This window comes from Enterobacter sp. 5-4, assembly GCF_000612205.1.
GTDB lineage: Bacteria > Pseudomonadota > Gammaproteobacteria > Enterobacterales > Enterobacteriaceae > Enterobacter > Enterobacter roggenkampii.
Map to the genome: position 1 here is coordinate 249422 of NZ_JFHW01000019.1, position 12421 is coordinate 261842.

Genomic DNA, 12421 nt, shown 5'->3' on the forward strand with positions numbered 1-12421 from the left:
GTGACATTTTGAGTCAATGCGTTATCATGCGGTTAAAATCACCGCTGGGGTGGATTCTGAGGGATAACAACATGTCAAAAACACGGCTTAGTAAGCCCGGTTTTTCTGCCAAGTCTGTGCTGACCATTATGTTAATCGCTGCGTCATCTGCATCTTATGCAGCAGAAAGCATCGATCAACTGGCGACGCGCATCGGTATGGATCACTTTCGGGAAGCGATTAAGAATGGCGACCGTAACGCCTTTAAAACTCTACCGGCAAAAGGCTATAAAAACGGTCTTACCGGGCTGCTCATCAAAACTAACACCTACGTTAACCCCGAATACAGCTTTGCTGATTGCGATACGGACACCGTTATTATCTCGGCGCAAGAACATAAAACACTCCCTGGTTGCCGCATATCTTTAAAGCTAGCGACTAAAGATGCTGACGGTAGCTATCACGATAATGGCATTCGCATCGAATACGGTATTGCGACCGGTTCCAAAAAGTTTATCGCCAACAATTCAATGTGGGCACAACATGCCATCAGCGGTGATAAAGTGTTAGAAGGTGCTATCCACCCGGATAAAACAAATAACCATAAAGATCAAATGTGCATGGGTATGGCTCAATTTACTGCAAACGTAACCGAAGGCCGAAACGGAGGAATGAGCAAAGGTGAATATTATCAGCGACTTGATAATATGAACGGTAAGTCCGAAGTCACTCCTCAAATGATCATGCTCTATAAGACCTTCGTTGACTACGTATATGAACACCCGAAACAAGATGCTCAGGTTTCAGCGGCCTTTGTTTACAATAACTGTATAAACAACTTCTGATCGCATACTGCATCTTTTTATCAAACCCACAGCAGGAGACAGGCAGATGTAACTACGTTATGCGGAAGCTATCTGGCATTTGAGTATCTTATAGTTTCAAGAAAGCGTTTTCATCTCATGTAAAGGTTCCAGCTTTTGCTACATAATTCCTAATTACTCCGGTCAGTTTAGAACTAGAAAGCTGACCGGAAAAAGCCACAATATTGAATACTTATAAATCATAACCAGAGCTTCAAAAACAGGCGGATATTCAAAGCAGCAGGATGTAATCCATAACCGTGAACAGGATTAATTATCACTAGGTATCCAACATATCCCATTCATCTCCAAGCACCCATCTTAAGGCAGATAACTTGCCATTGATCATTCCCCATTCAAAATCATCCCAAGGGCCAGTGTCTTCATATTTTTCTTCGACTTTCTCAGCTGCCAACTTTGCCCTTTCCCAGATATCTTCATGAATAACATTATTACCATGGCGTGCATCTCCTTTAGGTATTATAGAAATATCACCTATTTCAATTTTATACTCCCTGTATTTATGCCGGTTATACCATACTTTTTCACAATACTCATTAATCGCAGTTAGTATGTCTGTTAAGCTTCTTGTGTCATCATCAAACCAATTATTTTCTTCTTCAAGCACACTCAAAAGCTCAGGTTCTATACTATTTATAGCCTCCGCAATATCTAAATGATAATGGACATTATCAGAAAATATTTCACCAAAATCCGGATGTGGATTTCGCCTATCAGTTAATGAGCTGAAATCCGTATAGTTTTCCGTAACAAAATGGAAGACGCCATTTTTATCTTTCATAAAGTCGTAAAACAACTCAATTAATATTGAATCAGCAACGCTGTTTTTCGAGCGATGAAAAGGGGCTCTCTTATCCAATGCCCTTGCCACGGCTTTTAACCGAACGGAATCACTAGCCTCAAGACTTATACATTTATCCATCAGAGATTCAATCATCTCCGCTGTATGCCCTGTAACTTCGCTTAAAATAGGCAAGCGACTTCCAACATCATTTAATACAGCTAGCGCTTGGTCCTTACCATTACCTCCATAAGCCCCAATTATTTTTTTGATTTTATGGAATTCCGAACCAATTTGCTGCTTAGTAGCCTCAATAACCCTGTCCTTATTTCGAAGGAACTCTTCCTTCACCAAGGTTGGGATTACAATAGCAGCGTTGTTACTATTCAATAATTGGTTAAATGCTTCAAGTAGTGCATGCTGGTTCTTTGACTTTGCTATAGTTAGCCAAACACAGGTATCGATGTAGAGATAATGCACTTTTTTAATCTCCACAAGTAAGGAATAGAAACAATACTAATCTTCAGAGAAGTTGGTAGCAATTATTAATAATCACCTTAAACCAAACTGAATGTTACTTCGGTCTTGGATGCCTATCTGATGGCACACCAATCATACATAATCCTGAATGGACGGCGATCAACTATGTGAATTAGCTATATAACATAACCTCTTTTAGACCACTCCTGACGGTCAAAAGAAATACATACCGCTACCCAAAATGCCAGCTCGAGCCTGAGATGCAGATGAGTCTTAATCAAGTATTGCAGCTATAGTGGCCCTGGAAACGCCGTATTCACGCGCTAACGCACTGACACTGGCTCCGCTATTCTTTTTCTCTATAATCGCCATACGGGCTTCTGGTGCGATTTTAGAAGGTCTGCCCAATTTCTTGCCTTCGGCTTTTGCTCGTGACAGCCCCGCCTGAGTGCGCTCAATGAGCAAGTCACGCTCCATCTCTGCAACCGCTGCCAGCATTGACAGCAGAAGCTTACCCGCAGCGGAGGTGAGATCAGTCGTGCCAAGCTGGTGGACAATAACCTTGATATTTCGGTCAGCCAACTTTCTGACAGTTTGCAGAACGTCAATCGCATCACGCCCCAGACGGTCTAGTTTTGCAACTACCAACGTTTCACCATCGCGGATTTTGCTGAGCATTTCAGAAAACGCTTTGCGTTGCACCGCAGGAACCTTCCCGCTAACAACATCAGTAAACCAAAAGTCGAAAGTCCATCCAGCTTGCTCAAGTTCCAAACGCTGGTTCTCAGTATCTTGCTGCGATGTCGAAACACGCCCGTAGCCAAAAATCGCCATAGTCATCTCCTCACCCGGCCCCTGCCAGAAATCGGTGTCAACAATAGGACGCCTGCCAACAATTGCCAAGGCTAATTTCTCCACAGTCTGGAAGTCACCTCAACAGAGATGCCGGAAAACGGTCGTTTGTTGGCGCTTAAAACGGATAAAGAAATGTTAGGCTGAAACCATCACTTCATAAGGACAACTGGAATGATTAAAGACGCGATTTTTTCACCGTGCGGCCAGTATCGCTACTCGTTATCACGAGTCTGGGACGAATCAAAACCATATGCCCTTTTCATCGGGCTAAACCCTTCATATGCCGATGCTGAGAACGATGATCGCACCTTGAGCCGCTGCATATCGTTTGCCAAAAACTGGGGCTACGGCGGGCTATACATGGCCAACCTGTTCGCGTTCGTTCATACCCAGCGACATGAAATGATGAAAGCACCTGATCCCATTGGTATAGATAACGATAGCCATCTGATAAGGCTTATTGCCGGTGCCGGTCTGGTAGTGGCGGCATGGGGCAACGAAGGCAGACATCTCAAGCGCTCAACAGTAGTCCGACAGTTGCTACCAGAAACCACAATGTGCTTTGTCTTAAACGCCACAGGTGAACCCAAACACCCTCTGTATATGAAAAATGACAGTGTTCTCATACCCTTAAGTTAGCAACAACTACTGCGTTCAGAATATGAACGCAGTATATTGATAAGTAAGATTTTTATCGTAAAACCATTGTGCTACCGTGCTCGAAATGTTCTCAAATCTGCTCAGTTCGAACGACCCTGATGCCGGTTTGAAGTTCCCTTCAATAAGGTCGCACTATGAAGAGTCGAAAATACGTAGCTGCTGAAGCAGACCGCAAATCCTTTAAGGTTTCAGCCGGGATCGATTGGCTGGACTTAAAGATCAGCTTCTCCAGACTGACCCAGCATCGCTACGTTCAGGATGAATTACTTAAAATCACCGGATTAAAACTCTGGGTTAAACCCTGCGGTCTACGTATCTCAAAGCTGTCATCATGCGCCCCCCGTCCCGACAACAACGTTAAAACGTGGGTAAAACCTACGATAAGCAGCACTAACGATACTTTTCGGATTTGCTTCCGTGATCTACTGGCAAACCATGGCGGGAAGCTGGAAGCTGCACTCAAGCAATTGCAAAACCGTTTCCCATTTGCGTGTGAGCCACAAATCGTGGGAGTCGAAGTTTTCTGCGATTTCTGGCATAAACAACGGTCAGTATCAGCGACACGAGCAATGACCTATCGGCTCCAGACAAGCCTGTTTAGTAACGGAACCAGACCAAGGCAATTCAATCCCGCTTCGTGGAAAAATGTCTACCTTTTCCCCGGAACACGTATTACTCCATATCGAAACTTCAGGACTGGTAACAAGTGGGACAACATCTCGTGGCAGGTCTACCACAAACGCACTGACAACGATCAGAAACTACCTGTAGAAGAGCAACGCGCTCGTGTTGAAGTCACGTTAAAAGGTGCTGCGCTCACTCACTACTCTCTTCACCATCTTAGCGACATGCAGCGCTTTCGATTTGAAACCCTCGCTCACCTGTTCAAATTTCGCAAACCAATAGAGCCTGAAATGATGGCTGACGGTGATTTGTTCCGGTTTACCGCTATCAACGCAGTTCGTAGGGTGAACGACGCAACAGCCGAGCGCGGATTGCATTCTTTCAATAACATCGGACGTAGGGATAAACGTAGCTGGATGATGGTCAACGGTTACAAGCGCCTACGGAAAGAAAGCTCTCATCTGGCGGTTGTTAGCGATCTGCAAAACGCCGTCAAAGGTGCTTTACGCCGTCTCAACGTTTGAGCCGCCGCCCGCTCCCCTATTCCAGAAAAAAGTGACAATCAGCAGGAAAGAGGCCGCATTCCTGCTGGTCTGGATGCAGTTCTCTTAATAACTATATATAACAACTCAACTATCAGCTCACATACCTTCGCTAAGGGTGTTTATCGGTGGCAGTTCCTTTCAATCAAACACGAACCAAACGTTGTGACACTACATCGGGTTCGCGGTGCAAATGCATCCGGATAAGTTTGGTGCGGGAAAGTGGATCTCCTAGGTTTGGAAGTCCCCCTCTCAGGCATTGCGTCCAAAAACTTCGGTGGTGGCAAAATCATCCTTATACTTGCAGATAAACATTGTTGAAAAATTCTCTCCCGCATAGTTCAATTAACTACTTAGGATTTTTCTGATCTCCTTTCTCAAGGAAGCTTATGCCCGTATCCAATTATTACCAAGCCCAACCGGATTGTTATGTGCGCTTTGATTGGGGTGGGATTTCCCTTGAAGGCGAGTTTTTCAGCTATGAGGAGTATGGTCGAGATATCGATCCGAAATGGGGATACATCCGACCATTTGATAGAGCCATCAGACAACAACTAATCGATAATTTACAAGCAACTCACGGGATTGATCTCCTGACATTCACCTCTCAAGGCGACCTGATCACCTGTGATGCTTTTGTCACCCATAAAGATCTGCAGGCAGCACACCAAATTCTCGTAGAGTCCTTTGATTTCGTTGATGAATCGGAGCTTACAACGGAAAGGGAACACATCGGTAACTGCCGTATCGATTTGATAAGACGCCAATACATTGTCGGCAGCAATCTTAAAGGGCCCAAAGAGTCTTTGGACAACCTCAATGCAGAGTTTCTTAAATGGGTAACACCTTTCTACACGCCGTTGCGTTACGAGCGGAAGTGGTTAACCAAGCATCGTAATGGGTTATTACGTTTTGGCGCGCTCGTTGCTGTCGCTGTTTTTGCCTATATCCACTACGGGTGATAATAGAAAAGCGAGACCTGTCCTGCGGTTTTGAGAAACCAACTTCATTCCGCACCATATTTACATACTGCACTTAATAAAAATGCGATAAGGACAAATCGAATGAAAAAAGTAATGATGAAAACTGTTTTAGCCAGTTTGGTTGTATCCAGTATTACTGTGTTGACAGGTTGTGTGACCTCACCAGATATGGAAGCAGCTAAACAACCGCTGGGTAGTATAGTCAGTGTTGTTAACGTTCCCGGGGTTAAAAAGGATGCACTTTACAGTAGTTCCAAAATTTGGGTTGCAAAGGCCTTCACTGATTCTAACAGCGTAATCCAATATGCCGATAAAGAAGAAGGTTCGATTGTTGGCAAGGGGAATGTTAAATACCCATGTGACGGTTTTAATGATTGCTTAGCTAATGAAGATGTTCGATATAAATTCACTATGAAAATCGACACAAAGGATGATAAAGCTCGCATCACCTTTGATGATATCCACATTTATCGTCCGGCCCATGTAACCAGCGGGATTGCGTTCCCTGCCATAGATTCGCCAAATATGACTGTTGGTGGACAAGCAAAAGCCAAAAAAGCGTTGAATGATATTGTGGAACAATACAAACGCGAGATCGTGACTGAAAGTAGCTCTGCTGCAAAAGACTGGTAACAGCCATCAGCTCAAAAACTTACCGGATAAGTTTTTGAGCTTTTATATCTGGGATTATGTGTTGCCGCATAATGATAGTTATGACAAGTTATCACGCGGCATTTTTATTGCATTCGAAAGCAACCTGTTTCACTTGGCTACGCTAGCAACTCTATGAGAGCGCCGCAAATTCCGCGCCATGAATTCCACTACCTTCTTTAAAAAACTCGTCAGAGAGATTCCTAGCGGGTTAAATGCGCATGTCATCACCTATACAATCAGCCAGATGTCACGATGAAACGAAGTTCATAACCTCTACCAGTAGGCCAGACTTTTTTTACTGAAGAGACTTTCCACCCATCGACGCTCCATTCACCGTCTTTCCCATCACTGAGTAAACCAACAATGTCGGCAACTTTTCCGGGAGAATGAGGAAACATCTTTTTCATTATTTCAAATGAACCGTTTATAAAATAACCTCGGGCAATTTTGACGGCATTTGGATCTTGATTATTCATATTAAGCATGAGCATCAATTTCTCTGTTTTGTCCTGATTACCTGATACGTAGTAAGCGATGTTATTGTTCATAGTGTCGCCACTATTCGGCGTTTCTATCTCAAAATAGGATGTTCCGCACGTATAGTCTTCGCTGCCTTCAGCATATGGTTTATAGGTTGACGGAGTTTTAATGAATGGCATTCCTGAAAGAAAATGGCAAGCATCTGAAGGTACCGGGTCAGGTATGCTAACGGCGAAACCTGGAGAGGAGATAATGGACAGCAACAAAAAAATAACCTTTTTATTCATGGCAAAAAATCCTGATCAAGCGAACCCAGTAAGATGTGTTTTATTGACCCGAGCACCATGCATGAAAGGTTACAATGTCAGGTCGTAACAATCCGTGTAACTAGTTTATCGGTCAGTTCAGCAGACACTTTATACCGCCGCCATGGGATCGATGTTGTTTCGTTTGGCAACTCGCTTCATGACCCGGATTGCTACTACCTCATTCGCACCTTTGACAGCGCTGAAAAATGGCTGCGGCTCTCAATGCTTTTTACGCAAGCGATGACTGGCACAGCGGTCCACGCGAAAACATCGTTGGCAGCATAGAGACCAGCATTAAAACAGTGATGAATCTACCAACTAAAAACGTGGAAGGGCTGCGGGTGCAATCGTAGGTTATATGGATTCACCAGACGCATTTTAAGCGCCTCAAAATTTGGCACTATGAAAATACTACCCTTAATAAAAAAAGCGCCACATAGCTTCCTGGTGCGTTTGGCACATCTTACGATTTATGTCTGCGCCGCGCGTCGATGACGCCTTGATAGATGTATGAATTTCACGCTGCCCTATCAGGGCGCGATAACGAACCGGAACGGTGATCCGCAGAACATAAATACCACTTGGACGTCGATATAGATTATCACGCTGCGCCATCGGCTGTATGACCCCTTTGTAGGAGGATCACGAGCGCCGTCACGTATGGTTTAGAAAAAGATAGTGGAATGAATACGTTAGGGGAATTCTGGAGCGGGCGAAGGGAATAACACAAAGGCTTTAGAAGCTAGCAATACCTAGTATGGCCAAGTTATAAGTATGATTCTATACACATTCCTATACACACCATACCGACTATTCAATCCATAGTTAACTTGGACACGAACATTTTTAAGGTTGAGAATTGGTTAAATTTAATAACACCTTGAAACCAAGGGTAATAACCGCCATTACGGCGGTTTATACTACTTGGATTTTAGACAAACTATCTGTGAATCAAACTCCCCGTAACATCTTGATGTTTCGTAACTCAAGCACACCATGATAATGCTTTTTCGACGAAGTCCGCTGTATCATCGCATACGACTACTTCAAAGTTTCTGTCCTTAGCTTGATAAGTAAACATATCTATTTCACCATCAATACTTTTCTTGAGTGATTTTGGTAAAGAGTCAACCCCTTGAGGTTTTAAAACAAAAGCACTTTTAGATTTGGTTTTGCCATGAGAGGCTAAATTAACCAAAGAGAGATCTCTCATAGCTTCATAAAAACGAGTAGATCTGCGTTCAACATCTATATAGTCTGCAGATATTACTGTTGCTACTTCACTTAATCCATGTTTTCGCAAAGGAATATAGACGGACACATCCGGTCTAACTTCTAAAAATGGATTATCAGGAATGTACCCTTTAAATTGTTCTGGCACTTCGTCCTTCAATGCTGTCAGTAATCTTTTAGTTGTTAAAGGAGAGTATCTAGACTTTTTCTCTTTAACTTTATAAGCCGTTACAACTTGACTCATTAATTGCTCTGTCAGCAAGGCAACACTATTAGAGAAAGCAATACCCTGTTCTTTTATTTTAATCTGGGGGGTATCAATATTACCAGATATAGTGTTGCTACCAATCATAACCTTAATAACATCAAATGCCAGAGATGCATCGCTTACTATCGAATCACCAAAAAAGCATTTTATCTTTGATAAATCATCAATAAGCTTCATATTCAAAACATTGTTATTTTCATCACTAACGACGATTCCAACGTTAATAACCTCCTGAGTATTGAAAAAGGGCATCCACTGTATTTTATGCCAATTAAATTGTTTCATTTATCTGGCTCCTGCCATATTTGCATATGTAGCCGTCCTAACACTCTTAGATCTATCCTCAATAAAATCAATCATTTCTTGATAGTCAGGACTCATTTTTACGGTATTTGCGATAATACTTATTATGGAGTTTTTCACGTTACTAAAAGCTAAAGCATGCTTAGATGATTCGTTTAAAAGATCTACATCTAATGGATTTTTCCCCATCACTGTGGAGGTATTGATATAATGTACATTTTTGAAACACTGCTTGGATTGCAGGCAACTCCTAGTCCAATTCATTTGAACAGGCATTGAACCATGATCGATAACATAATTTGCATTGGTACCAAACAAAATGTTACCTGCATTTCTATCTGTGTTTGCAACCCACTCATCAAAAGCAATTAGTGAGTTATTTTTATTCCAATTGCTTATCTTCTGTTTAAAAAACGCTGTTTGAAGAACGATGTTACTATGATAAGTATTTATGTTTATTCCTGGAGCACTAGATATTAAGAAAGCATAATTTGAATTATAATGCTCTTTATTGTTCGCAAGACCTCTACGTTTGTAAAAGTCATCAATAAGTGCACGTGTTACACTATCTATTTCAAGTAGATATGCTTTATTTGCCACATCCAGACCGCTTGCTTTGGCAAGTATATAACCGACCATCTCATTTATTACAAACTTATCATCATTATAAACCTTCATATAATAGACATTAGTTTGGTTTGCTAAATCAAAGTTTGAACAAATGAATGTTTTTGCAATTAAACCAGACGCAGGAAGCTCGGTTATTACATTTATAAAACCATCATTTACGATAGGTAAAGTAAGCTGACTCACCGAAGCAGCTCCTGACACGTTGGTTTGCTGTGACTGATTGTTGGCCATACGTTATCTTCCAGAGAACTTTTCTAAATCTTAAAGTAGTAAATCAGAAAAATCCATGGCCCCTACCTTTTTTTGCCTAAATCAGTTCAAAATCAGTTTTTTTTTACGAGCTACAACTTGCAACCTTAAGAAAACCAACAGCCGCATTTAAATAAAACACTTTTAAAACATGACGTTATAATTACTTAGAGTGAATGGACGTTAACATTTTTTTTGATAAAGCATAACATCACACAATTAATTAACATGCTAATAAACGCCTTTAGCAATAATTAATTGGTCTAATACTTAGCTTTAGTGAATTCGTGGTACTGATTTAATCAACTGTAACTTAAAGCGCGTTCAGCCAAAAATCCCCACTGGCGCTGCCGGTGTGTGACAACTTTTGACGACTCAATCAGAACGCCAGCGTCCGGGTAAACCAGAACAGCGATCTGAAAGAGGCTTGAGGATGGTTGCAAAGGGGGAGTGCTTAACACCTCCCCTTCACAAGTTCGTGTACCTGAAGTTTTCTGAAGCGGTAGCAGTTGACACTTTCCCCTTAGTTTTCCCTAGTAAGGCATAACAAACCATAACAGGCTGACACCTGCCCTGCTTCGCATCAGCCCTTTACACCTTAGCTGCAGCTGTTGTGCGTGACCGTTAGGATCCGTTAGGTTGGGTTGACACTTTTCCCTGTTTTTCACGAAAAAGTGTCAAGTTAGAGGGGTTAGGTTTGGCCGGGGGGTTTACAGTTTCTCACCTGCCAGCAGACAGAGTGCCTTTAATCCTGTATCGCTCCAGTCATCCTGGGTGTCGGGATGCATTGCGGCCACATAGGCCAGCTCGGAACGCAGGAAACGCAGACCACCAGCCATGTGATCTTTGCCATAGAAGCTGTGGGTTTCTTCATCCAACCGGAAGAGGATCAGCAATTCTTCCTCGGGCTCGTGCTGAACATCAAAACCCAGCTCAGAGGCTGCGGCATCTATTCGCTGAGCAGCATCAATATCAGCCGGTAGCTCTTTCCCACCGTCATGCTTCCATACCCATGCTGCGGCCTGGGCCCACGTCAGTGCATTGTGATGCTCACCAGCACCAGCACCAGCACCAGCACCAGCACCAGCACCAGCACCATTTTGTTTAGCCTGCGATGCGTCAACATCCACTTTATCGCCTGAAATAACGATTTCACCGCGGGCTATCCAGCCGTAAACAGTTTGCCGGCTGACGCCCATATGCCTGGCGTAGGCTGATTTACTTAACAGCATCCTGTGTTTCCCTCCGGGCAGAAAAAAGCCGCCCTCAGGCGGCCTGCTTCTCTTCTGAATGTGTCTGCCGCTGGCTGCCTTTGAGCATCGCGCTGACATGTTCGCTTAACTGATCAAGGCCGGTCATGCGGGGCAGAACTTCTGATGGATCGTCGTTCTTCCCGTAAACGAGATTGTTATACCAGGTTCGGACAGCTGTAATTTGTGCGACGTCCTTCCTTACCGCGTCGACCAGATCGGCAACCGCGTTAATCACCTGCCCGTTCTCTGATGCAATACGGGAGAAGCCGAGACGTTTTAGCTGTTCCGTATCGAGTCCCGAACATACCGCGTGCGCCCTTAGTAAGGCGTCCGCCAGCTCCTGATGCTTTCCACTGTGCATCGACAGCAGCATTTTTTCCTGGCTACGGCGATCCAGTCGGGCGAATGCCTGGCGCATTTCACTGTCACGCATGAATCCCTGAACATCATCAGATGCCAGTGGATTAACCGGAGCGAGCTTGTTCTTCAGGTAATCGAGAATGTTTGCGGCCTGCTCGCTTACGGCTGCCACCCCGCGGGTAAAGTCTTTGAGCGTGTCAGGGTTCCGGGCTTCACCTGCCCTGCGATTTTTTGCCTGTTCGTTCAGATCCGGATCGTTGCGGATAACGTCCAGCAAATCCGCCTCAGCTTCGGCCTGCTGCGCCGTCGTCCTCAGGCTGGTGAGTTCGCCCGCCATACCACGGAATAAAGCGGCCATCTGAGTATTTGGCGCAACAACCTTACCGGCATAACCCGCCAGCTCGATACTGTGTTTCCCTATTTTGATTGAGTAGCTCACTGGCCAGCCTCCATTTTTGACAGCCCTGCATCAAATACCTTGCGTGCAACAGCATGGATTGACGGCGCGATCCCCATGCCTGACTTCTGGCGCTCCCTCTCCTGGATGGTTTTCAGAGCCTGAATCTGCTCCCCGTTCAGCAGAACGGGCTTAACGTTAACCTTGCTCATAATGCCCCCTGTTATAGCGACCGTTAAAGTTCCATTAATCGCAACAATCAATTCATCAGTTGCGATTTATGAAACGATATTAATGAAATAGCAGGGGCCCACAACGTGAAAAGAGTGGATGCGTTTTAAAGAATTTGCCCTCAAGGTGTTCATGGTGTTCATAAAGGCGATAAATTACAGACAAAACAATAAATTAACCTATGAACACCGGTCTACATACAGGGGTTACAAGTGTTCATGGTGTTCATACTTCTGTTTACTTTATGAGCACTGAGTTAAAGTGACC

At 43.7% G+C, this 12421-nt stretch carries 13 protein-coding genes and 2 pseudogenes; 6 read left to right on the plus strand and 9 right to left on the minus strand.

The annotated features are described in order from the left end of the window. Nucleotides 1-71: 71 nt before the first annotated feature. The gene (locus AA74_RS0111595) at nucleotides 72-824 is read left to right on the plus strand and encodes a hypothetical protein (RefSeq protein ID WP_025912432.1); all 753 of its coding nucleotides are present in this window, start codon (nucleotides 72-74) and stop codon (nucleotides 822-824) included. 298 nt (nucleotides 825-1122) lie between these two features. On the opposite strand, the gene AA74_RS0111600 is transcribed toward AA74_RS0111595, so the two are convergent. Both AA74_RS0111600 and AA74_RS0111605 read right to left on the minus strand, forming a co-directional pair. Continuing rightward, on the minus strand, nucleotides 1123-2124 hold the full coding sequence (locus tag AA74_RS0111600) for a PIN domain-containing protein (protein ID WP_025912433.1): 1002 nt from the start codon (nucleotides 2122-2124) through the stop codon (nucleotides 1123-1125). 273 nt (nucleotides 2125-2397) lie between these two features. Then, a complete protein-coding gene (locus AA74_RS0111605; protein WP_023344851.1) occupies nucleotides 2398-2958 on the minus strand; it encodes a recombinase family protein in 561 nt (186 codons plus the stop codon). Nucleotides 2959-3150: 192 nt separating this feature from the next. On the opposite strand from AA74_RS0111605, the gene AA74_RS0111610 reads away from it, so the two are divergent. The 4 genes from AA74_RS0111610 (at nucleotide 3151) to AA74_RS0111625 (ending at nucleotide 6421) form a co-directional block, all read left to right on the plus strand. Continuing rightward, on the plus strand, nucleotides 3151-3618 hold the full coding sequence (locus AA74_RS0111610; RefSeq protein WP_025912434.1) for a DUF1643 domain-containing protein: 468 nt from the start codon (nucleotides 3151-3153) through the stop codon (nucleotides 3616-3618). A gap of 155 nt (nucleotides 3619-3773) precedes the next feature. Next, the gene (locus AA74_RS0111615; protein WP_025912435.1) at nucleotides 3774-4787 is read left to right on the plus strand and encodes a hypothetical protein; all 1014 of its coding nucleotides are present in this window, start codon (nucleotides 3774-3776) and stop codon (nucleotides 4785-4787) included. Between the two features lie 407 nt (nucleotides 4788-5194). Beyond that, nucleotides 5195-5767 (plus strand): hypothetical protein, encoded by a 573-nt coding sequence (locus tag AA74_RS0111620; protein WP_025912436.1) that lies wholly within the window; start codon nucleotides 5195-5197, stop codon nucleotides 5765-5767. A gap of 102 nt (nucleotides 5768-5869) precedes the next feature. Then, entirely contained in the window at nucleotides 5870-6421 is a 552-nt protein-coding gene (locus AA74_RS0111625; protein ID WP_050437741.1) for a DUF4468 domain-containing protein, read from the plus strand. Between the two features lie 257 nt (nucleotides 6422-6678). On the opposite strand, the gene AA74_RS0111630 is transcribed toward AA74_RS0111625, so the two are convergent. Further along, entirely contained in the window at nucleotides 6679-7209 is a 531-nt protein-coding gene (locus AA74_RS0111630; protein ID WP_025912438.1) for a hypothetical protein, read from the minus strand. A gap of 90 nt (nucleotides 7210-7299) precedes the next feature. Here AA74_RS0111630 and AA74_RS1000000123685 point away from each other — a divergent pair. Then, nucleotides 7300-7583, plus strand: a pseudogene (locus AA74_RS1000000123685) (NIPSNAP family protein). 124 nt (nucleotides 7584-7707) lie between these two features. Here AA74_RS1000000123685 and AA74_RS1000000123690 read toward each other — a convergent pair. From AA74_RS1000000123690 to AA74_RS1000000123565, 6 genes and pseudogenes are all read right to left on the minus strand, one after another. After that, nucleotides 7708-7845 (minus strand): annotated as a pseudogene (locus AA74_RS1000000123690) (hypothetical protein); the annotation flags it as partial. 370 nt (nucleotides 7846-8215) lie between these two features. Beyond that, nucleotides 8216-9016 carry a DUF3037 domain-containing protein gene (locus AA74_RS0111635; RefSeq protein WP_025912439.1) on the minus strand — a complete coding sequence of 267 codons (801 nt, stop codon included), beginning with the start codon at nucleotides 9014-9016 and terminating at the stop codon, nucleotides 8216-8218. After that, nucleotides 9017-9895 (minus strand): hypothetical protein, encoded by an 879-nt coding sequence (locus AA74_RS0111640; protein ID WP_025912440.1) that lies wholly within the window; start codon nucleotides 9893-9895, stop codon nucleotides 9017-9019. Between the two features lie 728 nt (nucleotides 9896-10623). Continuing rightward, nucleotides 10624-11145: a helix-turn-helix domain-containing protein gene (locus AA74_RS0111645; RefSeq protein WP_025912441.1), complete on the minus strand. Its 522-nt coding sequence runs from the start codon at nucleotides 11143-11145 to the stop codon at nucleotides 10624-10626. A gap of 34 nt (nucleotides 11146-11179) precedes the next feature. Beyond that, entirely contained in the window at nucleotides 11180-11965 is a 786-nt protein-coding gene (locus AA74_RS0111650) for a hypothetical protein (protein WP_025912442.1), read from the minus strand. Next, nucleotides 11962-12135 carry a hypothetical protein gene (locus tag AA74_RS1000000123565; protein WP_014830800.1) on the minus strand — a complete coding sequence of 58 codons (174 nt, stop codon included), beginning with the start codon at nucleotides 12133-12135 and terminating at the stop codon, nucleotides 11962-11964. The genes AA74_RS0111650 and AA74_RS1000000123565 overlap by 4 nt, the downstream gene beginning before the upstream one ends. Between the last annotated feature and the right edge of the window lie 286 nt (nucleotides 12136-12421).